Source organism: Chitinophaga sp. XS-30 (genome assembly GCF_008086345.1).
Taxonomy (GTDB): Bacteria; Bacteroidota; Bacteroidia; order Chitinophagales; family Chitinophagaceae; genus Chitinophaga.
In genome coordinates this window covers 3,055,956-3,079,398 of the sequence record NZ_CP043006.1, presented here as the reverse complement: position 1 = coordinate 3,079,398, position 23,443 = coordinate 3,055,956, and the positions used below count along the sequence as shown (strand labels likewise).

Sequence of the window (23,443 nt, the reverse complement as noted above, 5' to 3'; positions counted from 1 at the left end):
ATGGCGAACCCGTTCCCGGCGCAATGGCGGCAAAAAAAATAGGGATGTGAACATATTGATCATGGGTTCATAACGGGGAAACGAAGGTTAAGGAACAGGATTTCAGGAGGAGAAAATACACATTTTTTCTTATTCAGCAAGTGTTTTCAGATGGGTTACGGGCATAAAAATTCCCCTTCAGCGGCAATCACCACGCCCGAAGGGGAAAATAAACAGTTTTAATAAAAGGCGATTACCGGAGATCTACCACTTCCACACCGGGATATTTAGCCGGATCGAAAGTGAAAGTAGCGTCGGTGACAGCGCCATTCGGCGTAAAGCTGCTGATCTCGTATGTATATTTATTGCCATTCTTCTCGAATACCTTCATCCGCGCCAGGGTCTGTGTCTTTTTGTCCACATCCACCAGCACCTTGAAGAAGGTTTTCGATTTGTCGGTCGGCGTCAATTCAATGTTTTGCAGCACTTTTCCTTTCTCGCGGGTTTCGCCGGTGAGGCGGTAGAGAAAGTCTTTATCGTAGAAATTGGTGAAGATCTTGGCAGGGGTCATGCTGCTGTTGCTGTGATCTACATTGCTGATGGTCACCTCGTTAACATCTTTGGCGTAGGTCCAGGAAGTCTTGTTATCGCTGATAATCTCCTGTTCGCCCATGATCACTTTGTATTTCGGGCCTTTTACATATACCGCGCCTTTCCGGGAATCGGATACGCTGTTATTGGCGCCTTCTATCTTCAGTATGAAATTGGCGATCACAGACTTGAGGGACTTGAACTTTTTGCTCACGTTGTCCAGCACTGCTTTGGCTTTCGGGTCGCTCTGTCCCAGCGATCCTGTCGTCTGGGCTGTGCTGCCGATTACCATTCCGCACATGATCAATCCTGTAAGTACTGTTTTCTTCATGCTCATAATTTTAATATTGTTGCCGGATGTAAGACAAATGTTATGCCGATACGTTTAAGCCCTCCTGTTAAAGATTTGCAAAATTGATGTTTTTCCGGCAAAAGTGAAAGCCATTGCTGTTCATTCCCGCAAATTATAACATACTGTTAAGAATTTCCTCAAGGTCCGATTCTGTTTTCACGATCACATCGCGGGCTTTACTACCCATGTTCGGCCCTACGATACCGGCAGCCTCCAATTGGTCCATCAGCCTTCCGGCCCTGTTATAGCCCAGTTTCATCCGCCGCTGGAGCAGTGATGTGGAGCCTTGCTGGTTCTGTACGATCACCCTGGCCGCCTCTTCGAACAGCGGGTCCCGGTCCGCCAGGCTGAAATCCTTCCCTTCCAGCTCTTTTTCATCCACATATTCCGGCAGCAGGAAAGCTTCCGGATATCCGCGTTGTTCGCCGATGAATTCGGCCACGTTTTCCACTTCCGGCGTATCCACAAAGGCGCACTGCAGGCGCACCAGCTCACCGTTGAAGGAGATCAGCATGTCTCCCTGCCCGATCAGCTGTTCGGCGCCGCCGATGTCCAGAATGGTGCGGGAATCTATTTTAGACGACACTTTAAAGGCAATACGTGCGGGAAAGTTCGCCTTGATGGTACCGGTGATGATATTCACGGAGGGGCGCTGGGTGGCGATGATCAGGTGGATGCCCACCGCACGGGCCAGCTGTGCAAGGCGCGCAATCGGCATTTCCACTTCCTTGCCCGCGGTCATGATCAGGTCCGCAAACTCATCTATCACCAGCACGATGAACGGCAGGTAGCGATGCCCTTTTAGCGGATTCAGGCGGCGTTGGGTGAATTTGCCGTTGTATTCACGGATGTTCCGGGTACCGGCCTCTTTCAGCAGGTCGTACCGCAGGTCCATTTCAATGCAGAGAGCGTTGAGGGTATGCACCACCTTTTTGGTATCGGTGATGATAGCGTCCTCTTCTCCCGGCAGCTTGGCCAGGAAATGCTTTTCAATGAGTTTGTACAGCGAAAGCTCCACTTTCTTCGGGTCCACCAGCACAAATTTCAGCTGCGAAGGATGTTTTTTGTACAGCAGCGATACCAGCAGCGTGTTGATGCCCACGGACTTACCCTGGCCGGTGGCCCCCGCCATCAGCAGGTGGGGCATTTTGGCGAGGTCCGCGATGAAATTCTCGTTATCGATCTTTTTGCCGATGGCAATGGGCAGGTCCATCTGGCTATGCTGGAACTTATCCGATGCCAGCATGTTGCGCAGGGAAACGATCGTTTTCTTCACATTCGGCACTTCAATACCGATGGTACCGCGGCCGGGGATCGGGGCAATGATGCGGATACCCAGTGCGGAGAGGCTCAGCGCAATATCATCTTCCAGGTTCTTGATCCTAGAGATGCGGACGCCCGCTGCCGGAACGATCTCGTAGAGGGTCACGGTGGGCCCCACAGTGGCGCTGATCTTCTGAATGGAAATATCGTAGTTCTTGAGTGTGTCGATGATCTGGTTCTTGTTCTTTTCCAGCTCGGAGGCATCCTGCACGATCTTGTCCGATCCGTGGTTCTCCAGGAGGTCCAGCGCCGGGTATTTGTAGTCCCGCAGGTCCAGCGTAGGCTCATAGGGGTCTACCGTTACCGATTCCCTTACCGGTACGATCTCTTCTATTTCATCATCCGCCGGGTCTTCATGCGAAGGCTTTATCTCAAAAGCTACTTCCTCCGCAACGGAAGGTTTTTTTCTTGGTGGCGGAGCAGGTGCTGGTTCAGGGTCGGGTTCTGGTTCGGGTTCTGGTTCAGGCGCTTCTTCAGCGGTCAGTATCTCCGGTTCAGGTGCAGGAGGAATATAGGTAATGACCGATTCGGGCTCTTCCTTTTCCACCAGTTGCAATCCCATGTCATATTCTTCCTCCTCGGTGGGGGGAATCACGGTGATGTTGCCGCCATCGCCTTTGAGGGCATTATTCTTCGCCGAAGCAGCGGTCGCAAATGGAGCGGCGGCCTCATCCTCTTCTTCATCCGGTTCGCCCAAACCATCGAAAGGCTCCGGTTCCGGCGCTTTGGGTTTGCGTTCAGGCCATTTGAAATCTACATTGAATTTCCAGATCACCCAGCTCAGCCCGGCCACAAACAGCAGGAGGCCCGCGCCTGTTTTACCCAGGAAACCGCTGGTCCATTTATTGAGCGCATCCCCTAAAGCACCGCCCCAGGGGAACACCGCGCTGCCGGACAAAAAAGAGAAGGCCATGCTGATGAACAACAGGCCGAAAAGGATGTATTTCACATTGCGCCACACCCGGAAAACCCGGCGGCCTACAATGAAATTGATACCGATAATGAAAAAGAAATAACAAAAAAGGTACGAAGCCACGCCAAACCCTTTGTAGAAAAACCAGTGGGACACGAAAGCCCCCAGGCGCCCCAGCAGGTTATCCACCTCTATCTCGTGCATGAACAGCACTTCGGATGAATAACGGAATACCTTATCCTGATCCTCCTCCCAGGTAAACAGGTAGGAAGTGAACGCAATAAAGCAATAAAGGGCCAGTAAAAGAAAGAACGCGCCAAGTACTTTATGGGTGCGCTCGTCTTTCACCAGTTCCTTCACCTTCACTTCCGCTTCTTTATCGGGCTTCAGTACATCAGGGTTAGGCGCCTGCTCTCTTTTCTTTTTTGGTTCTTTCTTCTCTGATTTCAGTTTATTACCTGCCATATTCGACATCAAAATTAACTATTGCCCGGGCAATCGGGGGAATTTATTTCCGGGTACCGGTCTGTTGTTGCATCCAATCCGTGATCACGTCAGGCACTCCCGGTGATATGGTCTCTGTCAGCTGGCCATATTCCGGTACAGTACAGGCCTTGCATGGCTGAAAGAGATGGTTCAGCCCTTCAAACGAACGGGTGGTGATTTTGTTGTTGCCGGCCTGTTTTAATCCATTCTCCCATCCTTTCAGATTGATATCGCTGATCACCTGTATGTCCCTGGGGCCGTTGATGGCCCAGACGGGGCATTTGATCTTCGGGTAGCATTGTCGGGGATCATGCCGTATCGGCTATCAGGCTTTTTTAAGTATGCCCAGCAGCAGCATTATCCACCCGGCAATGAAGCTGAGCCCGCCGAAAGGCGTAACAATACCGAGTTTGCGCAGACCAACGTGCGCGCTCATATCCAGGCAGCCCATGATATAAAGGGAGCCGGAGAAGAGCAGTATGCCGAGCAGGAAAAACCTTCCGGCCCATACCAGTTGCGTGGAAGGAACATGCGCATATAATATCCCCACAGCCAGGAGGGCGAACACATGATAAAAATGATAGGTTACCCCGGTCTGAAAGGTGCTGACAGACTCCGGCGGTACCATTTCTTTCAGTTTATGCGCGCCGAAAGCGCCCAGCACTACCGCAAGCGCACCTAACAGTGCCGCCCATACGAGAAATGTTTTATGCATTGTTGATCAGTTTATCGAATGTTTCCAAAGTTACCTCATCATCACTGATGACAACCTGACTTTGCTCATAAAATGGCTGTCTTTCCGCGAGCTTCTTTTCAGAAAAGGCCAGCAGATCCTCCCTGGAAAGGTCCTGTATCAACGGGCGTTTATATTGTTTACGCTGCAGCCGTTCTACAATAACGGGTACGGAAGGGTTCAGCCAAACCGTTTTGCCATGGGCATTCATAAAGTCCATCGCATCGGAAAAGCAGGGCGTACCGCCGCCGCAGGAGATCAGAAAGGCGTCGTTGGAGAGGGTCAATTCACGCAATACCTCTCCTTCCAGCTTGCGGAAATGTTCTTCCCCTTTTTCGTTAAAAATATCCGCCACGGGCATACCTTCCTGTTCCACGATCACTTCATCCAGATCGAAATAGGGAAGCTGGTAATGTTCCGCCAGCTGTTTGCCCCAATAGGATTTTCCGGCACCCATAAAACCGAGTAGGAATAGTTTCAATGTAATGATGTTTTAGCTCCTGTTACCCAAACCAGGCATAGGTCGTTATCAAATAAGTACTGCAGATCCAGGCAGGCCATTGTTTCCCCTTTCAGGAAATCGCAGGTAAGCATGCCGGCGGTATGGAACGGAAATGCCTGGAGCTGCATATTGGCCCGGAAATCAAGCCCGCCCATTCCATACCATTTGTACACGGCTTCCTTGGCTGACCAGCAGACGGTCTGGTGGTACAATGTGTTGTCCCGCGACAGGAAGCCGGCCTCCCGCGGAGCGAGGAACTTGTGCGCCACAGCGCCGATCTTGGGCTGCACTTGTTCAATGTCTATACCCACATTTTCCCTTTTGCTGACGATGGCAGCCGCGAAATCGCCGCAATGGGAGATGGAAAAATAGTAAGGATTTCCGGGAATATAAGGTTTCCGGCTGTCCATAATGCGGATATCGTTGACCGGCAGTTCCGGGAACAGCTGCACCAGCAGGTACCTTCCGGCAAAATGCTGAAGGCGTTTATGGGGATGATGCACTTCCGGTTCTATAGACACCGCTTTCCTGAAAAAGCTTTCTTCTTCACCAATTTTCCACACTCCGAGCTTCGTATCCTGATCTATTTGTATCGTACGTATTAAAGGCATAAATTCGCCGCATTAAACGCGAATTTAACGGGAAATACCCAACTGGCCTAACCTAAACAAAACACAATCATGATCTTGTCGGATAAACGGATACTGGAGGAAATTGAAAAAGGAACCATCGTGATCAGTCCTTATGACCGCAAATACCTGGGCACCAACTCATATGACGTGCACCTGGGAAAGTACCTGGCGACGTATAAGGACCGTGTACTGGATGCCCGTAAACATAACGAGATCGAACATTTCGAGATCCCCGAAGAGGGTTTTGTGCTGCAGCCGGACACCCTGTACCTCGGGGTAACGCTGGAATACACGGAGACCCACGCCCATGTGCCGTTCCTGGAAGGCAAATCCAGCACCGGCCGCCTGGGTATAGATATTCACGCTACCGCGGGAAAGGGAGACGTAGGTTTCTGCAATACCTGGACGCTGGAGATATCCTGCGCCCAGCCCGTACGGATATACGCCGGCATGCCCATCGGGCAGCTGATCTACTTTGCAGTGGAAGGCGAAATTGAAACGCTCTACAACAAGAAAGGGAACGCCAAATACAACGGGCGAACAGTGAAGCCTGTGGAAAGCATGATGTGGAAGAACGAGTTCTGATCTCCAACTATTTCAACGCCTGATAGGCCAGTATCCTGAATTTGCGCACAAACTCCCCGTAATAGGCGTATGGCGATACATTCGTGAACACCAGCATGATCAGTTTCTCTTCCGGGTCTATCGTATATTCGGAACAATAAGCGCCGCCCCAGGTGAGGGAACCGACGCTCGCCTGATCCCCATAAGCAGATGCAGCCGTAATGATCTGCAAGCCCAGCCCGAATTTATCATGCCTGTCCCATACCTCGCTCTCCCCTATCTGGTTGCGCGTCATCAGCGCTACGGTTTTGCGGGACAGCAACCGTACCTCATTGAATGTTCCTCCGTTCAGGATCAGCTGGCAGATCTTCGCGTAATCCGCTGCGGTGCTGACCAGTCCGGCCCCTCCAAGATGCAGCGTTTGCTTTCCGGCAACGGGGAATCTGCGGTTGGACTCGTCCGGATGCAGGGTAAGGGGACTTTCCATCGAGGGTTTGGCATATAATTCCACCAACCGGCCGGCTTTGGCGGGTGGCAGATAGAAGTACGTGTCCTGCATGCCCAGCGGCATAAAGATCCTTTCACGGAAAAAGTCGTTCAGCGATTTTCCGGACAGTACCTCCACGATGCGCCCGGCGATATCTGTATTAAACCCGTAGGTGAAACGCTCTCCGGGATCATGTTCCAGCGGCCGTCTGGCGACCTTTTTTACGATCTCTTCCGTGGTAAGCGCTTCCAGGGAACTGAGATGGGGGATAGCACCTCCGTTCAGCTGACTGTCCAGCTGCGAACCATATCCGATCCCGGTCGAATGTGAAAGAAGATGACGGATGGTAGGCGGGGTTTTCGGCGGACGGGTGCCTATCTTCCCGGTTGCCCTGTCGTAACTCACCAGCACTTGCACATCCTTAAACTCCGGTAAATATTTGGCAATGGGATCATCGAGAAAGAAGCGGCCTTCTTCATACAGCATCATCATGGCGATGGTGGTAATGAGTTTGGTCTGCGATGCGATACGGAAAATATCGGTTGTTTTGGCCGGTATCCGTTTTTCAAGATTGCTGAAGCCGAATGCCTTATGATGTACGATCTGTCCGTTACGGGCAATAAATGTGACGGCATTGGGTGCATAGCCATTTCTGACCGCGGCATTGAAAAAGCTGTCGATACGCTGGAGCCTTTCGGCGGAAAAGCCCGCTGCGGAAACAGCGGAAGCGGGCTTAAGCTGCTGCTGGGCCTGTACAGGCAACACCGGTATAGCCAGCAGCAAAAGAACATGGATACTTTTCATAATCGTGATTGTCGCAGAAAAATAGTCTGTAAAAGGGATAAATCAAAACAATGAGCTGATGAAGGAGGTTAATCCATACCGGGTCAGGGAAGGAGAAAATGAAAGGAATTATGTCAGAATGGGTGTATTATTTCTAAAAAAATGACGTAATTTTATGAAAGAACCCGGAGGAGTCGTTTTCCCCCAGGCCTTTGAATCTTAATGAAACAAATCAAAAAGATTCTTAAGTTTTGTAGCTAAACTTACTATTCGAGTAAGACCATCCAGGATAACTTTAAACCTGGATGGTCTTTTTTTTAGTTCCATTCATAAAACAGAACTTGACTGTTTTGTCAGCCAATAACATCGCGCTCATCATGTCCAATGCAATAGATCGCAATGCTAAAATTCGTTGATCGGGTTAGCCATCTCCAATCTGTGAAAAACGACTTCACATTTTCAAATATAAATGAAATGACAACACGAAAAATCAATCAACCGGAATTGATTTTTTGCAATCGTTTTAATCCCTTTTTTTAAACAAAAAAAGAGAAACGCATCACCGCATTCCTCTTTTTTAAAAAGTTATGCAACAAAAATCACTGCAACAACTCATCTATCAGCCTATTGAATTCCTGCTTGTATTCTTCGAAATGCACACCGGTGCCGGGCCCGTTAAACCCTGTATGAACAGTCCTTACCTTCCCCGCTTTGTCTACATAAATAGTAGTAGGAAACCCTTTGATACCGGTCAGCTGCGGCAATGTTTTTTCGGTTTTCTCCGGATCGGATGGCGTGACGCCGGTAAGCAACACCGGGAAGGTCACATCAAAGCGTTTCACAAAACTTTGCACCGCTTTTTTTGACCGCTCAAAATCAGGTGTGCGTTCGTAGCACAACATGATGATCTCCACACCGCGGTCTTTATGCTGTTTGTGCCATTCGCTCAGATATGCCGTTTCATCCATGCAATTCGGGCACCATGAGCCAGCCAGTTGCACGATCACGGCCTTGTTTTTGAAACGTTCGTCCCTGATGGATACCTTTTGCCCGTCAAGACCGGGAAAGCTGAAATCCAGCACCGCCCCGGGTTCTTTTACGCCCGCCAGTGCGGTCGCATCCTGCAGGCGCGCGCTGCTGTCTTTCTTTGCGGTGAAATACGAGATATTGGTGATGCCCGGCAGAAAAACACCGTCGGTTAGTGTGGAATCGTTTTTGATCAGGGCGGTGAACAGGTAAGCATGAGAACCGTCAAACGTAGAGAGTTTCAGCGTATCACCATCCACAACGCCCTGCAGAAAGCGGTAATCGCCTGTAGTGGTCAGGAAGGTGCCGTGCACGATATTCCCTTTCTGCTTGAATTCCCCTATCGCAAAGCTGCTGTCGGCTGTTCCGGATTTCGTAAAATATGTCGGCCAGCGGCCGCTGATATTGTACCTGGCATCGTTATTCACTTTAAATCGCTCCTCCATACCGGGATAGGCTTTGAACACGATGCTCACATCCCTGTCCGCCAGATGGCGTACCCATTGGCCTTCCAGGCTCCCGTCTGCCTGCAGCGCGGTTTTGAATTCGGAGTCAAAAAAAGGCATGCGGATGAGCACGGAATCGCCTTCCTCCCTGATATCATCTACCAGCATCCGTTCTCCGGCATTAATGATGTGTATTATTTTTTGCCCGTTGCTGTCAGACACTTCAAAGTTGAAAACGATGTCGCCGCCATCTTCGCGCAGCAGATGTCCCTGCCAGGCGCCGGTTGTGAACTTTGGTGAAGGGGCCGTGCCGCATGCCGCGAGGCCGGCTATCAATATCAACAGGAGTTGCTTCATTATCGTCATTTATTCTTTTACACATAATTCCTTGCGCCGAACAGGAGGCTACCGATACGCACCAGCGTACTGCCTTCTTCCAGCGCTATCTTATAGTCCCCGCTCATGCCGGTGGATAATTCCTTAAAGTCACCGGTATCCGGAAAATACTTCGCTTTGACATGGCCATGCAATGCCTTCAGCCCTGCAAATTCCCGGTGTATCTGCGCTTCATCATCCGTATTGCTGGCCATGCCCATCAGCCCGGCCATGCGCACATGCGGTAAGCCGGAAGCCTGGTCCAGCAACTGATAAAGTTCCTGCTCATCGAGCCCGAACTTGGTTTCCTCGGTGGCAATATGTATCTGCAGCAGGCAATCGATCGCGCGGTTGTGTTTGGCTGCCTGCTTATTGATCTCCTGCAGCAGCTTCAGGCTGTCCACCCCATGTATCATGCTCACGAATGAAGCGATGTATTTGACTTTGTTGCTTTGCAGATGGCCGATGAAATGCCACTGGATATCCTGCGGAAGCTGCGAAGCCTTGTCCACCAGTTCCTGTACGTAGTTCTCGCCGAAAATGCGCTGGCCGGCCTCATACAGCGCAAGGATGTCTGAAACGGGTTTGATCTTTGATACGGCTACCAGGCGGGCACGGTAATGGTCGATTTCACTGAGCACCTGCCGGTAGGCGGTTAAATTCACTGCCATATTCCTGTAAAAATAATCGACTTTGCGCATTTATGAACAAAGGCGCTTTATGAAATGCCTCATATATCCGGCTACATTCCTGCAAATTTTTCAACAATTTATTGAAATTGCTTGATGCTGTTCAATTCTGGCAGGCTGATTTTTTTACATCCTCATTTTAAAATAGGTTTGTACATACCACAATCCACGATTTATGCATTTTCAACTGACTGAAGAACACCTGATGATCCAAAAGGCGGCAAGAGATTTTGCTGTAAATGAATTATTGCCTGGCGTAATTGAAAGGGATGAACACCAGCGATTCCCGGCCGAACAGGTTAAAAAACTGGGGGAGCTTGGCTTTTTAGGCATGATGGTTGACCCGCAATACGGGGGCGCGGGCCTGGATACCGTATCTTATGTACTGGCGATGGAAGAGATCTCCAAAGTAGATGCCTCTGCTTCCGTAGTGATGAGCGTTAATAATTCACTGGTTTGCTGGGGGCTGGAAACTTTCGGCACGGAAGAGCAAAAACAGAAATACCTGGTGCCGCTGGCTAAAGGCGAGATCATCGGCGCATTTATGCTCAGTGAGCCGGAAGCCGGTTCAGACGCCACTTCTCAACGTACTACCGGGGAGGACAAAGGTGACCATTACCTGGTGAACGGTACGAAGAACTGGATCACCAACGGCAACTCCGCCAGTGTGTACCTGGTGATGGTGCAAACGCATCCGGAGAAAGGCAGCAAGGGCATTAACACCCTGATCATTGAAAAAGATATGCCGGGCGTGAGCATCGGCGCGAAAGAGAACAAACTTGGCATCCGGGGCAGCGATACGCATAGCGTGATGTTCCAGGATGTGAAAGTGCCGAAAGAGAACAGGATCGGTGAAGATGGCTTCGGTTTCAAATTCGCCATGAGAACCCTGGGCGGCGGCCGCATCGGCATCGCTTCACAGGCGCTGGGCATTGCCAGCGGCGCGTATGAGCTGGCACTGAAATATTCGAAAGAAAGAAAGGCATTCGGCAAGGAAATCAGCCAGCACCAGGCCATCCAGTTCAAGCTGGCGGACATGGCCACACGTATTGAAGCCTCCCGCCTGCTGTGCCTCCGCGCCGCATGGGAAAAGGACAACCAACTGGATTATACCCTGAGCAGTTCCATGGCTAAAGTATTCGCTTCCGAAACCGCCATGTGGGTAACCACCGAAGCCGTACAGGTGCATGGCGGATACGGCTATGTGAAAGAATACCATGTTGAGCGCCTCATGCGGGACGCAAAGATCACACAGATATATGAAGGCACGTCCGAAGTACAACGGATCGTGATCAGCCGCAGCATACTCAGTTAAGAGACTGAACATGCGGCCCACACCAAAACAGTATATGAAAAACATCAAGATCATCGAAGTCAAATCCGAGATCGGGGCCGGCACCCGTGGTGCCAGCCTTGGCGTGGATGCGATCAAGATCGCCGCGCTCGATTTCATGAGCAGCTTTTTCGTGCATTTTCCTACTGAAGAAATTGAAACGGAGAACAAACTCCTGTTCGAGCCGATAGAGTCCCCATATGCCAAGCGCATCAAAGGCACTTATACGATGTACGACCGTATCAGCAAAAGTATCTGCGATACCATCAAGGCCAACTGGTTCCCCGTTGTGTTATCCGGAGACCACAGCACCGCCGGCGCCACCATTGCAGGCCTTAAAATGGCCCGCCCGAAAGCGAAGCTCGGTGTTATCTGGATAGATGCGCATGCAGACCTCCATACCCCATACACCACACCCTCCGGCAATATGCACGGCATGCCCCTGGCCGTTTCCATAGCGGAAGATAATCTGGACCATAAAGTGCATGAAGTGGACGAGAATACGGTGAGGATGTGGGACCAGCTTAAAAACATCGGGAAAATAGCGCCGAAGGTATTGCCGGAAGATATTGTGTTCATCTCCCTGCGGGATTATGAGAAGGAAGAAGACCATCTCATCAAAAAGTACGGCATGAAGGTGATCTCCACCGGGGAAGTGCGGCGGAAGGGCGCTGAAAATGTCGCCCGCTCCGTGTTCCGTTATCTGAGCAACTGCGAACATATTTACATATCGTTCGATGTGGACAGTCTGGATGCTTCCATTTCCAGGGGTACCGGAACACCCGTCAGCAACGGGCTACGGGAGCGGGAAGCGGAAGATCTCATTTCCAAGTTCATGCAGCACCGCAAGATCTGCTGTTTCGAGATCACAGAGGTGAACCCTACGCTGGACCGGGAGAACCTCATGGCCGAGATCGCTTTCAATATCCTGCAACGCAGCGTGAACGTATTGATGATGAACTAGATCTTATAATAGGCCATCAGCCAGCCCACCACTTCGCTGTAGCTCCGGATGCCATGCTCCTGCCGGTTGGCTTTCAGGTACTGATCGTACAACACGGCGGAATAATCATCGATCGGCCCTTCATATTTGCGATAAAAAGTGGCCAGGCGCCGCACATCTTCCCGTACGCCGGTATCCGTTTTGTCCCACACCTGCCTGGCGAGGTATCCGCTCCGCCGCCCCAGCTGCCGGACGCTGTACAACAGCATCTCGAAGTTCGCCGCATAGCGGAAACGGCTGTCGCCCGTATTACTGGCAACGATATAGCCGACGAAGTTGGCCGCTTCCTCCGGCGCATACCCTACCTGGTGCGCAATTTCATGGCAGGTGGTAAAGGGCTGTACGAAATTGGGGATCGTAGTGTTCACCTGGGCTTCCAGGGTGAAGGGGTTCATATAGCCGGTCACCCCGATATAATTCAGATATTCCCCGAACAGGGACGATTTAACGGATGGATGACGGTATCGCAATACCGGCAGGGTATCAGCCATTTGCTGAAAACCTTCCGATGCCATGCGGAACATCTCTTCTCTTTCCAGTTCCGGCAGGCCGGAGGCTTCCAGCATCGCTTTATCGCGATTCGTCAGCTTCACCAGTGTATCCGTCAGCAGGTACAGGTCGGCCGTGGTGTACCGCTCCATTTGCAGGTGCAGGTCCACCGCCAGCGTATGCCGCCGGTAATGCCCTCCCCATAACAACAGGAATGCAAAATACATCCACATCAAAACGGCTATTCCCTTCAAAGTCCTGTATAACAAGGGTTTCCACAGACCCAGGACAAGATTGAAGAGCATTTTTAATATAAAAATAATACCAAGTATTATGAAAGTGATGTATATTACGTCGCCTATGCTTACCGGTACGAGACCGGTAATTTTTCTGAAAAATGTACTGATAAACCCGTACCACCTATGAAAGTATAGATCCGCCAGCCAGCCGCCCACTGTGAATATTCCATTCAACAACAGGATTGCTGATATGCAGATGGCGATGGATATGAATTGTCTCCTGATCAGGTCGTTCGTCTCCATTTTAACTTAAAGGAACATGATAGATGAAATAATCAAACCGGACATAGCCGAAGCCCTTTCCGCAGAATTATCCGTGAAAATACAGATAAAAGAGGCGGAAAGGATACATGGCGGGGATATAAATGAGACCTGGCGTTTACGCACCAATGCGGGATCATGGTTCCTGAAGCTGAATGATGCCCGCCGTTATCCGGACATGTTCCTGCGGGAGCAGGACGGGTTGGAGGAGTTGCGCCAGACCGGGCACATTGGCGTACCGCAACCCATTTGTCACGGCAGGGCAGGCAATCGGGCTTTCCTCGTTACGGAATATCTCGAAAAGGGCACGGCGGCCAATGATTTCTGGGAAAACTTCGCGGCGGCCGTTGCAAAGCTGCACCAGCAGACCCAGCCTTATTTCGGCCTGAGCGCCGCCAATTACATCGGTACTATCAAACAATACAATACCCCTTATTCCAGCTGGGCCGTGTTCTATGCGTTCAACCGGCTGCTGCCGCTCGGCAGAATGGCTTATGATCAGCACCGGCTGGACAAGCAAATGATGCAGCAGCTGGAATCCATCTGCAGACGGTTGCCGGAACTGTTCCCCGATGAACCGCCCGCATTGCTGCATGGCGATCTGTGGAGCGGTAACTTCCTGGTAGGCACTAACGGTAAGGCTTATATTTTCGATCCCGCGGTGTATTACGGCCACCGGGAAATGGACCTGGCTATGACAAGGCTTTTCGGCGGGTTCGATACCCGGTTTTACTATACCTATCATGCCATACGCCCCCTTGAAGCAGGCTGGCAGCAGCGCATCGGGTTATGTCAGCTGTACCCCCTGCTGGTGCATCTCGTATTGTTCGGTGGAAACTATTATAGTGATGTAAAGGAGATCCTTAACGGGATATAGTCCTTAAGGCTGCGTTTTCACAAAGTCGTACATCTTCTGCAGTTCCTGCTCGATAATCGGAAAATGATGATCCACTTCCCGGGCGATCTCTTCCAGCATACCCGGTAATTTTTCCAGTTCCACCGCTTTACGGAGATAGGTTTCCAGTCCCTCCATTTTTTGCGTGATCCAGGTCAGCCCCACCATGGAAAAGTTCGGTTTGATCTTATGCACCTGGAACTTCAGTTGTTCCCAGTCGTGCTCCTTTGCGACGGTTTCCAGCTTCCCCATTTCTTCCCTGATGGTCATCACAAAGATCTCGAACAGGTCGATCGCATAACCGATGTTGCTTTCATAGAGGGTGTTCAGGTACCGGACGTCAAGCCCCGGGTGAAATTCGTAACCACTGATATTTTGCACTTCCATAATGATTTCAGTTTCGTCTTCGTTGAGGTATTTGTTAAGCACCTGCAACAGCTGATCAGGTGTATAGGGCTTCGTAAGGATCTCCGTGATGCCGATGTTCCGCGCCAGCGCCACGGTATTCGGCATGGCGGTGGCGGTGGTGGCAATAACAGGTGTGGCCACATTGGGCTTGCTTTCATCCTCCCGGATCTTCCGGGCCAGTTCGAATCCGTCCATCCCGGGTATCCTGATGTCCATCAGCACAAGGTCATACTGCCGGGATTCCAGGAAATAGAGCGCATCCGGCCCGTTGGTGGCCAGCTGGTAGTCTACCCTGTATTTTTCAAGCAGACTGATGATGTATTTGAGGTTCATCTGGTTGTCCTCCACCACCAGTATCCTGGCATGAGCGAAATTGAACCTGTTGTTACGGCTTTCCATGTCTGCAACAGCTCCCGGTGAAAGGGGCTTTCTTGTATCGCTGAACGGCAGGGTAAAGGAAAAACAGGTGCTGTATTCCCCTCCTTCCTGTACGCTGATCTGGCCGCCCTGCAATTCTACCAGTTGTTTGGCGATAGCCAGGCCGAGGCCGGTACCGCCATATCGCTCACGGATCTCTTTTTCCGCCTGTTTATAGTTCTGGAAGATCAGTTCCAGCTTGTCTTTCTGGATGCCGATACCGGTATCGCAGATGGAGAACCGAAGCCAGAGGGCATTATCCTGTCTATCGTCCAGTTGCGCTTTGATGGCAATTTCTCCTTCTTTTGTGAACTTCTCCGCATTCCCTAACAGATTCATGAGGATCTGGTTCAGGATCATATCGTCCCCTACAAGCAGGGTATCTATCCTTTTATCGATATCTACCGTCACTTTTACCGGCCTTTGCCCCAGTTTGACCTGAAAGGTCTGCTTCATGCTCTGCACCAGCTCCCGCAGGTCAAACTCCCGGGCGTTCACTTCCTGTTTGCCGGCTTCTATCTTCGAAATATCAAGGATATCCGTAATAAGTCCATGTAATATGCCGGAGGAGTGCTTCAGTATCTTTATATACTCCTTTTGCTCTTCATCCAGATTCGTTTCTTCCAGCAAATGTACCATTCCGATGATGGCGTTGAGCGGAGTCCGGATCTCGTGGCTCATATTGGCCAGGAACTCCTTCTGGGTGCGCTGGGCTTCTTCAGCGGCATGACGGGCGGTTTCCAGCTCCTTTTGCAGCACTTTCTGCGGCGTCATGTCCATATGTATCCCTACACCACCCACCGCGTTGCCTTCCCGGTCGTAAATATTGCCGGAGCTTGCCAATACCCAGCGGCGGGAGCCGTCTTTCAGCACAATTTCCATATCGTACAGCAGCGCCACCTTTTTTTCCACCCGGTACCGGCGGAGATTGCGGGCATATTCCCGGTTTTCCTCCGGTACGAACACGTCTGTAATATTGCGCCCGATCAATTCTTCTTCCGTATAGCCGGAGAGGCGGCAGAAACTTTCGTACACCTTGGTGATATTCCCTTCCAGGTCCGTTTCGCAAAGGGCTGCATTGAGATTGTCCAGGATCACCCGGTATTTTTCATCCGTTCGTTTCAGTTCCTCCTGCCAGAGGCGGTGCCGGGTGACGTCCACGATCTGCCAGATGCTGCCGGCAAACCGGCCTTCGTCAAAAACCGGAATATAGCTCACTTCCCGGATATGACCGTCCCGGTAGGTCATTTCCCAACCGAAGAACGGCTTTTTCCGCTTGCGCAACTCTTTCATTTTCAATTCAAAAGCTGCAGCATCCACAACATATGGGGCAATGAACGAGATCATTGCGGGAAATGATTTATTGATGATATTGCCGTCGTAACCGCTACCGGTATTGAAATATTCCATGAATACATCGTTTCCCCAGATAAAGCGGTGTTTTTCATCGGAAACCAGTACACCTGCATTGGTATTCTGCAGATACACCGCGATGGGGAGCGCGAATATATGGGGCAGCCCTTCCGCCTGGGAGGAAGGGGACTTTAAAGAACGCTTCTTGATTCTGCCTATTCTTCCTTTGTCGGGTGTCATGTCGTCTGAATAGGATACTTTATAGGGTTTCATAAGGCATTGTTCAGCAATTAATACCGTTACTATATGAAGTTAGGAAATTTGATGCAACTGTCTATTCGTAAATATCTGATATTTTTATAAATTTTTATATATAAAATTAATATGAGTATCAGCAAAATTAGGAAATTTTTGCTTTTGGAAATATTTGTTTACCTTTGCATCCCTCTAAAAGTGAGGTTTTTGATATGAAGCATCTCCGCGAATTTGACATAGCTTTTGTCGGTCTGACGCCCGGAGTGCATACATTCCAATACCAGATCACTGATAGTTTCTTTGAAAACTACGGGCCGCAGGATTTCTCGAACTGTAACGCCACGGTAAAGTTACAATTTGACAAGAAGAATAACTTCTTTTTGCTGAAATTCGAGGTTGGAGGCACGGTAACCGTGACCTGTGACCGCTGTGGACAACCGTTTGAAATGCAGTTGTGGGACGATTTCAACCAGGTGGTAAAGCTGGTGGAAAATCCCGGTGAGCTGGGCGCGGATGAAGACCCGGACGTAACTTATATCTCCAGGACGGATTCACATCTGAATGTGGCCGCTTTTGTGTATGAGTTCATCAATCTGAGCATCCCGATGCAGCGCATCCACCCGGTTGACAGCAACGGCAAGAGCGGCTGCGATCCGAAAGTATTGGAAATGCTGGATAAAATGAACCGGCAGGGCGAAGACGAGACGAACCCGATCTGGAAAGGTCTGGAAAAATTCAGAGACAATTAACAAATAACAAGAACAATTAAAACTCAAATAAAATGCCGAATCCTAAACGCAGACATTCGCAACAAAGATCAGCTAAAAGAAGAACGCATTACAAGGCTTTTGCTGACACTTTAAGCACAGACAGCGCTACCGGCGAAGTGCACCTGAGACACCGTGCCCACTGGGTAGAGAACAAACTGTTCTACAAAGGGAAAGTTGTATTGGAAAAACAAGCAGCTGCTAAATAATAATTTTTACTAATTTTACCCCCGAGCTAACAGACAAACTACAGTTCATGAGAATCGGGCTAGATATGATGGGTGGCGACTATGCCCCCGCAGAAGCAGTAAAAGGAGTAAGATTATTTTTAGACAGTGATGCATCAGATGCGCATCTTGTACTGATAGGTGATGAGCAAGCCTTAACGCCCTTGTTGACGGATGCGCAACTGGACCAGTCAAGATATACCGTTGTTCATTCATCCCAGGTAATCGGGATGAATGAACATCCTACCAAAGCACTTAAAGAAAAGCCGCAATCTTCCATCTCTATCGGCTTTCATCTTCTTCAGAACAAAAAGATTGATGCATTCATCAGTGCCGGCAATACCGGCGCCATGATGGTGGGTGCCATCTATTCCATCAAACTCATCGAAGGCATTCAGCGCCCCACCATTTCTACCGTACTCCCCCGCGAGAACGGCACTAACGGCCTTTTGCTGGATGTGGGCATCAATGCGGACTGCAAACCGGAAAACCTGGTACAGTTCGCCATTCTCGGTTCGCTCTACTCCCAATACATCATGGGCATCAACAAACCGAAGGTAGGATTGCTCAATATCGGTGAAGAAGAAGGCAAGGGCAACCTCCTGGCGCAAGCCACTTATCCCCTCCTGAAAGAGAACAGCCATCTCGACTTTATCGGCAACGTGGAAGGCCGCGATATTTTCAGGGACAATGTGGATGTGATCGTTTGCGAAGGTTTTACCGGCAATGTGGTGCTGAAAATGGCCGAATCCTTCCATGATGTGGCCGTTCGCCGGAATATCAAAGATGATTATATGGACAAGTTCGACTTTGAGCAATACGGCGGCACGCCTGTCCTCGGTGTGGCTGAACCGGTGATCATCGGGCATGGCATTTCCCACGGCAGGGCTTTTTCAAATATGATAGACCTCGCCAAACGGATGGTGGACAGCAAACTGATGGACAAGATCAGGGAGAGCTTTGTGGAAGTAAAATAATATTGATCGTACAACGATATAAGAAGGGGCTGTATCAACTTTGATACAGCCCCTTCTTTATGCGTGACTGACGTTTACGCAATGCTCTGCGCTTTCACTTTATTTTTGTGTCATCCCCTTTTTTATGCCTGCCGCAGCCCTATACGGCTCACCTGCCAGTGAAATTGCCCTGCCGCAGGGAACAAATGCGCGGTATCTCCGTTGTTACTCTACAACAGGCAACGCAACATAAAATGTGGTCCCCACACCGGGAGCGGTCGTAAACCAGATCCTTCCCCCGGCCTGCTCCACGATATTCTTGCACATCGCCAGTCCCAGCCCGGTGCCGGAAGATTTCGTGGTAAAATTCGGTACAAAGATCTTCGGCTGCACCTCCGGCGGAATGCCTGTGCCGTTATCCGTGACCTTTACGATAACGGTCTCTCCGCTCTCCCCATCTTCCATGCTGATGGCAATATGCCCTTCCCTGCCTTCCGGAATGGCCTGTATGGCGTTCTGCAGCAGATTGGTGAAAAGGCGGTTGATCTGCGTTTTATCGGCTTCCACCATATAGGGGTTGTCATTCCGCTCGAAATAGATATGGCATTCCGGGTTGCTCATGTAAAGGCCGGTGACGGAAGACAGCAGCTCGCTCAGCGAGAACTCCTCGTTGTTTATTTTGGTGATATGGGCGAATGCCGCAAAGTCCGATGCGATATTGGACAGATGCTCTATCTGTTCTACCAGCGTATTGGCGACGTTCCTGGACAGTGCTTTCACATCCGGGGAATCGTTGGCAATGGCCCGTTGCAGGTACTGGATGCTGAGCTTCATGGGGGTCAGCGGGTTTTTGATCTCATGCGCCACCTGCCGGGCCATTTCCCGCCAGGCGCCCTCACGCTCGCTTTTCGCCAGCTTTTCCGCGCTCACTTCCAGCTTCTGCACCATCTTGTTATATTCTTTTACCAGCAGGCCTATCTCGTCTTCCTTATCCCATTCAACCGGTTCATTCAACTGGCCCAGGTTCACGCTGCGCAACTTCTCCGTGATCAGGGAGAACGATTTGGTGATGGTATTGGATATCAGCAATACCAGCAGCCCGGCGATCAGGAATATGAACGCATTGATGTTGATCAGGGCTACCAGGAAGGTGGATATCTGCTGGTTCAGCTCGGTTTGTGTGGCAAAATACGGCACATTGAGGTAGGCGAACACGCCCCTGTTGTCCCGCAGCGGAATGTAGCCGCTGATATATTTCATCTCCCCGATCTGTTCCTCCTGGATGTACTGGATCTTGTTCAGCTTTGACAGGTGATAAAAGGCCAGCGGGTTCATGGCATCGGAGATCAGCCCTTTTTCTATCATCAGGGGTTGGGCGGACAGTTGCAAATGCCCGCCGGTATCATAGATATTCACATCCACGTTATGTTCGGTGGCAATGGCGCCGATGCTCCGCGAGAGGTCCGCCAGAAAGATGGAATCATAGATGGTCTCCACCTGGTCCAGCATACGCTGGGTATAAAAAACCTTCTCGATATCCTGTGCAATGCTGTGCACGGTACGGCTGAGCCGTTCCGCATTCTCCGCGCGGGAGCGGTTGATGAAGAACAGGATGGTGGCAAGTCCGAGCGCCAGGAAAGCAAATGCCACGGCAAAGATGATCGTGCTTTGCACCTTGTTGCGGATGCTCAGCTTGAGCATCGCCTGGAGGTTGGATATCCGGAGCCGGGCTTTTACAAAGAGGTCCACCAGGCTGTAGATGCCAATGATCAGCAGGAACAGGCAGAACATGTAGGCGAACAGGGTGATGAACTCCAGGAAGTTGCGGGTGGGCTTGGCCACCACTACCAGCTTGTCTTTCGATTCGCGGTAATATAACAGCGAATACCCGTTATTTTCATCGAACACGGTATCCGCGGCGGGAATTTCCGATGGCGCGAGCCTTACCTTGAAGGGATAGTTATTGTGATGTGTGACCAGCTGCCCTTTGTTGTACACAGCATACGAATACCGGTCCATGTACTCCGACTGCTGATCGCGCACCCCGCTTTCGATGAGCAGCTCCGGATACAAGCGGTCCGGCTGCATGATCTCGGGTTCCGAGCGGACCTCATAAAAGAGGTAACCGGATACGGTGTCCCCCCGCCCGTAGATCTCCTTCTTTCCGATATAACTGTAATCGTTGAAGCTTCTTTCGTCGTAATAGAGGTCTCTCCCCAGCACATGCGGCAGCTCATTGCCGGTCATGATACGGTCCTGCAGCGATTCAAAGCTGGTGCGGCTGCTGTTGAAAAGCGGCTGCCCTTCTTCATCGTAGGTGAAGAACTGCACGTTAAAGCGGCTGATATAGCGGGAGAAGTATTTTTCCTGCAGGGTACGCTCCAGCGCCCGTTTACCGGTGCGGGTGCGTTCCAGGAAGAAACTGCGGACCTGGGGGTCCTGCACCAGCCGTTCCCCTACATCATTCAGCAGCGTTTCCAGGTAGGGGTCCCGCTGCCGGGAAAGGTCCATCGCCACATGTTTCCGGTTGCTCAGCTCCTTCAGGTTGTTGTAATAGATGAGCACGGCGGACGTGGTAACGGTCATCATGAGCATCCACACGATGAACGGCAGGGTGCTGCTGCGCTGGCTGAAACGGAGCTCCAGCAGGTCCAGCAAAATCACATACCCCAGCAGCCAGAACATAAACGCCACGGAGGCGCTGAGGTCCGGCGCATTGATGCGGAAAGCCAGCCATACCAGGCCCACAACGGCCAGTGAAACGTACTTGCTGCGGTACTGGAAATCCGTGAGCTGGTTGAGCAGATAATTGACGATCTGGGAAAAGAAAAGAAAGCTGATGGCGATGAAACCGAGGCTCATGCTGCCGATCACGCTGTATTCATTCAGGCTGAAAAAGTTGGTGACATCGTAGGATATCCTGGAATCGATCACCAGGCTGCGGATCAGGTCCAGCAGGAACTGCCCGACGATGAACATCACCAGTCCCGCTGCGCCGATGATCAGCCAGCTTTGCCATTTGGTACGGACTACCGGGGGATGGATGGTGCGCACATGCTGCCGGAAGAACAGGATCAGCCAGAAGGCCAGCAGTACGTTCAACAACAGGTCTCCCAGGGATTTGAACACATCGTCCTTTGCATAGATCCAGGGGTTGAAGAGGTTGAGCGAGCGCAGGTCTACCGGGAAATTATACAGGTAGCTGAGCACCCGGAAGAGCAATACAACGCTCAGCAGGAACAGGAATCCCCATAGCGGCGTCAGCCTGCGGGCCATGAGGGTAGCAAACAGGTTGATGAAGATCAGTACGCAGATGCAACCCACTGCCAGCAACAGCATGCTCATGAGGCTGGGTGAAGGTTCCTGCAGGCCGGGGTTATAAAAGAGATAAAAAAGTATCCGGTCGTTCATATCCAGCACGGGCAGGCCCGGCGGGCGTTGATGAATAGCATACTCGCGGCCTATGGCGGGGCGGCCGTAGAACTGGTTGCCCAGGTAATCGTTGGTGATGGCAAACTCCTGCTTTACCGGCAGCAAGCCTACAACGAACCGCTGCGGCTGCACTTCCCGGCAGAGCACTACATAATATCCGTTCGCGAGGCGCCGGAAGCTCACCCCTTCCGTCAGCGCGGGCTGAAGCGGCGGCGCTACATTGCTGGTGCTCCAGAAACGCAACTGCAATCCTTCATTCGTGCTATCGTAGGCAAAAACATAATAGTTTTCCCGGTAGATATCCTGCAGTGTTTTTTCGGAGTAGGTACCGTTGAGCAACGCTTCTACGGTAGCCGAATCCGCTACAAGGTCCGCAAACGACTGCTGCCGTTCCCTGATATCGCCTTCCAGGCTGCGCTGCACACCGTGCGGGGAAGAGTAATAGCTCCAGTAGTTGTTGAACAGGAAAGCGAATGTGAACAGCCAGGCCGCGATGATGAGCAGATAGCCGTTGCGGAGGAAAAACAGTCTTATTTCTTTGATATCGAGCATAAATTTATTCCCCTTCCTTTACCTTGTTCCATAGCCCGTCCATTTCAGGAAGGCTCATCTCGTCCAGGCGCCGCCCTTCCGCCGCAGCCATTCCCTCCATGGCGCGGAAACGGCGGATGAACTTCTTATTCGTACGTTCCAGCGCATTCTCGGAATCGATCTTCATAAAGCGGCTGTAGTTGACCAGGGAAAAAAGCAGGTCGCCGAATTCGGCTTCCATTTCATCGGGATCACCGGCCGCAATGGCTTCTTTCAGTTCTTCCATCTCCTCCTTTACCTTATCCCAAACCTGGTCCCGGTTCTCCCATTCAAAGCCTACCTGTTTTGCCTTTTCCTGCAGGCGCATGGATTTTACCAATGCCGGCAGGGATGCCGGCACTCCGCTCAATACGGAATCCTTCCCTTCTTTCAGCTTCAGCTTCTCCCAGTTCTGTTTTACATCTTCTTCGTTGTTCACTTTCACATCGCCGTAGATATGCGGATGACGGGCCACCAGTTTGTCGCAAACACCGGTAATCACGTCCGTGATGGTGAATTGCTGCTGTTCCGATCCTATCTTTGCGTAGAATACGATATGCAGCAGGAGGTCTCCCAGCTCTTCACGGATGCCTTTATAATCCTGGTCCGTAATGGCATCCGTCAGTTCATACAACTCTTCGATGGTGAGCTGCCGGAGTGACTGGATGGTCTGTTTCCTGTCCCATGGGCATTTTACCCTCAGATCGTCCATGATCTGCAATAATCGGCTAAAGGCTTGTTCAGGCTGCATAAACTTGAATATTAATGAAATCTTGCCAAGAAACGGAAAAATAATGCAAAATCAGGACATCCCCCTTCCCGCAAATTTCCGGCCGGTCTATTGTTAATTTCTTTTTCTTGGCAGAAAATCCAATTTACTTAGCTTTGCGGCCTTAG

The 23,443-nt window shown here is 50.8% G+C and carries 20 protein-coding genes; 7 read left to right on the top strand and 13 right to left on the bottom strand.

Annotated features, from left to right (window positions below; translation table 11 throughout):
- Positions 1–232 precede the first annotated feature (232 nt).
- The 6 genes from FW415_RS12660 to FW415_RS12635 all read right to left on the bottom strand — a co-directional run bounded on the left by FW415_RS12660 (position 233) and on the right by FW415_RS12635 (position 5,490).
- Positions 233–901 carry an outer membrane lipoprotein carrier protein LolA gene (locus tag FW415_RS12660; RefSeq protein WP_168208798.1) on the bottom strand — a complete coding sequence of 223 codons (669 nt, stop codon included), beginning with the start codon at positions 899–901 and terminating at the stop codon, positions 233–235.
- 133 nt (positions 902–1,034) lie between these two features.
- Positions 1,035–3,623, bottom strand: a complete 2,589-nt coding sequence (locus FW415_RS12655; protein ID WP_148385479.1) for a DNA translocase FtsK — start codon at positions 3,621–3,623, stop codon at positions 1,035–1,037.
- Positions 3,624–3,666: 43 nt separating this feature from the next.
- Positions 3,667–3,885 carry a hypothetical protein gene (locus tag FW415_RS12650; protein ID WP_148385476.1) on the bottom strand — a complete coding sequence of 73 codons (219 nt, stop codon included), beginning with the start codon at positions 3,883–3,885 and terminating at the stop codon, positions 3,667–3,669.
- An 84-nt stretch (positions 3,886–3,969) separates the two neighbouring features.
- On the bottom strand, positions 3,970–4,359 hold the full coding sequence (locus FW415_RS12645) for a DUF423 domain-containing protein (RefSeq protein WP_148385474.1): 390 nt from the start codon (positions 4,357–4,359) through the stop codon (positions 3,970–3,972).
- Positions 4,352–4,858 (bottom strand): shikimate kinase, encoded by a 507-nt coding sequence (locus tag FW415_RS12640; protein WP_148385471.1) that lies wholly within the window; start codon positions 4,856–4,858, stop codon positions 4,352–4,354. The genes FW415_RS12645 and FW415_RS12640 overlap by 8 nt, the downstream gene beginning before the upstream one ends.
- Complete coding sequence (locus FW415_RS12635) at positions 4,855–5,490, bottom strand: 4'-phosphopantetheinyl transferase superfamily protein (protein WP_148385469.1); 636 nt, start codon at positions 5,488–5,490, stop codon at positions 4,855–4,857. The genes FW415_RS12640 and FW415_RS12635 overlap by 4 nt, the downstream gene beginning before the upstream one ends.
- Before the next feature lie 69 nt (positions 5,491–5,559).
- Here FW415_RS12635 and dcd point away from each other — a divergent pair, with 69 nt between their 5' ends.
- Entirely contained in the window at positions 5,560–6,096 is a 537-nt protein-coding gene (dcd, locus tag FW415_RS12630) for a dCTP deaminase (RefSeq protein ID WP_148385467.1), read from the top strand.
- Positions 6,097–6,103: 7 nt separating this feature from the next.
- Here the strand turns inward: dcd and FW415_RS12625 are convergent, their stop codons facing one another.
- The 3 genes from FW415_RS12625 to FW415_RS12615 all read right to left on the bottom strand — a co-directional run bounded on the left by FW415_RS12625 (position 6,104) and on the right by FW415_RS12615 (position 9,863).
- On the bottom strand, positions 6,104–7,366 hold the full coding sequence (locus FW415_RS12625; protein ID WP_148385464.1) for a serine hydrolase: 1,263 nt from the start codon (positions 7,364–7,366) through the stop codon (positions 6,104–6,106).
- A 578-nt stretch (positions 7,367–7,944) separates the two neighbouring features.
- The gene (locus tag FW415_RS12620; RefSeq protein WP_148385462.1) at positions 7,945–9,174 is read right to left on the bottom strand and encodes a TlpA disulfide reductase family protein; all 1,230 of its coding nucleotides are present in this window, start codon (positions 9,172–9,174) and stop codon (positions 7,945–7,947) included.
- Positions 9,175–9,191: 17 nt separating this feature from the next.
- Positions 9,192–9,863: a YggS family pyridoxal phosphate-dependent enzyme gene (locus FW415_RS12615; RefSeq protein ID WP_148385459.1), complete on the bottom strand. Its 672-nt coding sequence runs from the start codon at positions 9,861–9,863 to the stop codon at positions 9,192–9,194.
- A gap of 193 nt (positions 9,864–10,056) precedes the next feature.
- On the opposite strand from FW415_RS12615, the gene FW415_RS12610 reads away from it, so the two are divergent.
- Positions 10,057–11,196 carry an acyl-CoA dehydrogenase gene (locus FW415_RS12610; RefSeq protein WP_148385457.1) on the top strand — a complete coding sequence of 380 codons (1,140 nt, stop codon included), beginning with the start codon at positions 10,057–10,059 and terminating at the stop codon, positions 11,194–11,196.
- 34 nt (positions 11,197–11,230) lie between these two features.
- Positions 11,231–12,178, top strand: coding sequence for an arginase (locus tag FW415_RS12605; protein WP_148385454.1), 948 nt, complete (start codon positions 11,231–11,233; stop codon positions 12,176–12,178).
- On the opposite strand, the gene FW415_RS12600 is transcribed toward FW415_RS12605, so the two are convergent.
- Positions 12,175–13,248, bottom strand: coding sequence for a DUF3810 domain-containing protein (locus tag FW415_RS12600; protein WP_148385451.1), 1,074 nt, complete (start codon positions 13,246–13,248; stop codon positions 12,175–12,177). The genes FW415_RS12605 and FW415_RS12600 overlap by 4 nt on opposite strands.
- Before the next feature lie 16 nt (positions 13,249–13,264).
- Between FW415_RS12600 and FW415_RS12595 the strand changes: the two genes are divergently transcribed.
- Positions 13,265–14,143, top strand: coding sequence for a fructosamine kinase family protein (locus FW415_RS12595; RefSeq protein WP_148385448.1), 879 nt, complete (start codon positions 13,265–13,267; stop codon positions 14,141–14,143).
- A gap of 3 nt (positions 14,144–14,146) precedes the next feature.
- Here FW415_RS12595 and FW415_RS12590 read toward each other — a convergent pair whose 3' ends face one another.
- Positions 14,147–16,612 (bottom strand): PAS domain S-box protein, encoded by a 2,466-nt coding sequence (locus tag FW415_RS12590; protein ID WP_148385446.1) that lies wholly within the window; start codon positions 16,610–16,612, stop codon positions 14,147–14,149.
- 194 nt (positions 16,613–16,806) lie between these two features.
- Between FW415_RS12590 and FW415_RS12585 the strand changes: the two genes are divergently transcribed.
- The 3 genes from FW415_RS12585 to plsX are packed head-to-tail and all read left to right on the top strand — an operon-like array spanning position 16,807 to position 18,565.
- On the top strand, positions 16,807–17,343 hold the full coding sequence (locus FW415_RS12585) for a DUF177 domain-containing protein (RefSeq protein WP_148385444.1): 537 nt from the start codon (positions 16,807–16,809) through the stop codon (positions 17,341–17,343).
- Positions 17,344–17,375: 32 nt separating this feature from the next.
- Positions 17,376–17,570, top strand: coding sequence for a 50S ribosomal protein L32 (gene rpmF, locus FW415_RS12580; RefSeq protein WP_146863302.1), 195 nt, complete (start codon positions 17,376–17,378; stop codon positions 17,568–17,570).
- A 47-nt stretch (positions 17,571–17,617) separates the two neighbouring features.
- Positions 17,618–18,565, top strand: coding sequence for a phosphate acyltransferase PlsX (gene plsX, locus FW415_RS12575; RefSeq protein ID WP_148385442.1), 948 nt, complete (start codon positions 17,618–17,620; stop codon positions 18,563–18,565).
- Between the two features lie 204 nt (positions 18,566–18,769).
- Here plsX and FW415_RS12570 read toward each other — a convergent pair whose 3' ends face one another.
- Together FW415_RS12570 and mazG are read right to left on the bottom strand one after the other, a co-directional pair.
- Complete coding sequence (locus FW415_RS12570; RefSeq protein WP_148385439.1) at positions 18,770–22,528, bottom strand: ATP-binding protein; 3,759 nt, start codon at positions 22,526–22,528, stop codon at positions 18,770–18,772.
- Between the two features lie 4 nt (positions 22,529–22,532).
- A complete protein-coding gene (gene mazG / locus FW415_RS12565; protein ID WP_148385437.1) occupies positions 22,533–23,297 on the bottom strand; it encodes a nucleoside triphosphate pyrophosphohydrolase in 765 nt (254 codons plus the stop codon).
- Between the last annotated feature and the right edge of the window lie 146 nt (positions 23,298–23,443).

What these genes read in the sequence shown, in the direction of transcription:
- FW415_RS12660 (WP_168208798.1), bottom strand. Translation starts at nt 901, where the DNA reads ATGAAGAAAACAGTACTTACAGGATTGATCATGTGCGGAATGGTAATC.
- FW415_RS12655 (WP_148385479.1), bottom strand. Translation starts at nt 3,623, where the DNA reads ATGGCAGGTAATAAACTGAAATCAGAGAAGAAAGAACCAAAAAAGAAA.
- FW415_RS12645 (WP_148385474.1), bottom strand. Translation starts at nt 4,359, where the DNA reads ATGCATAAAACATTTCTCGTATGGGCGGCACTGTTAGGTGCGCTTGCG.
- FW415_RS12635 (WP_148385469.1), bottom strand. Translation starts at nt 5,490, where the DNA reads ATGCCTTTAATACGTACGATACAAATAGATCAGGATACGAAGCTCGGA.
- dcd (WP_148385467.1), top strand. Translation starts at nt 5,560, where the DNA reads ATGATCTTGTCGGATAAACGGATACTGGAGGAAATTGAAAAAGGAACC.
- FW415_RS12625 (WP_148385464.1), bottom strand. Translation starts at nt 7,366, where the DNA reads ATGAAAAGTATCCATGTTCTTTTGCTGCTGGCTATACCGGTGTTGCCT.
- FW415_RS12620 (WP_148385462.1), bottom strand. Translation starts at nt 9,174, where the DNA reads ATGAAGCAACTCCTGTTGATATTGATAGCCGGCCTCGCGGCATGCGGC.
- FW415_RS12615 (WP_148385459.1), bottom strand. Translation starts at nt 9,863, where the DNA reads ATGGCAGTGAATTTAACCGCCTACCGGCAGGTGCTCAGTGAAATCGAC.
- FW415_RS12610 (WP_148385457.1), top strand. Translation starts at nt 10,057, where the DNA reads ATGCATTTTCAACTGACTGAAGAACACCTGATGATCCAAAAGGCGGCA.
- FW415_RS12605 (WP_148385454.1), top strand. Translation starts at nt 11,231, where the DNA reads ATGAAAAACATCAAGATCATCGAAGTCAAATCCGAGATCGGGGCCGGC.
- FW415_RS12600 (WP_148385451.1), bottom strand. Translation starts at nt 13,248, where the DNA reads ATGGAGACGAACGACCTGATCAGGAGACAATTCATATCCATCGCCATC.
- FW415_RS12595 (WP_148385448.1), top strand. Translation starts at nt 13,265, where the DNA reads ATGATAGATGAAATAATCAAACCGGACATAGCCGAAGCCCTTTCCGCA.
- FW415_RS12590 (WP_148385446.1), bottom strand. Translation starts at nt 16,612, where the DNA reads ATGAAACCCTATAAAGTATCCTATTCAGACGACATGACACCCGACAAA.
- FW415_RS12585 (WP_148385444.1), top strand. Translation starts at nt 16,807, where the DNA reads ATGAAGCATCTCCGCGAATTTGACATAGCTTTTGTCGGTCTGACGCCC.
- rpmF (WP_146863302.1), top strand. Translation starts at nt 17,376, where the DNA reads ATGCCGAATCCTAAACGCAGACATTCGCAACAAAGATCAGCTAAAAGA.
- plsX (WP_148385442.1), top strand. Translation starts at nt 17,618, where the DNA reads ATGAGAATCGGGCTAGATATGATGGGTGGCGACTATGCCCCCGCAGAA.
- FW415_RS12570 (WP_148385439.1), bottom strand. Translation starts at nt 22,528, where the DNA reads ATGCTCGATATCAAAGAAATAAGACTGTTTTTCCTCCGCAACGGCTAT.
- mazG (WP_148385437.1), bottom strand. Translation starts at nt 23,297, where the DNA reads ATGCAGCCTGAACAAGCCTTTAGCCGATTATTGCAGATCATGGACGAT.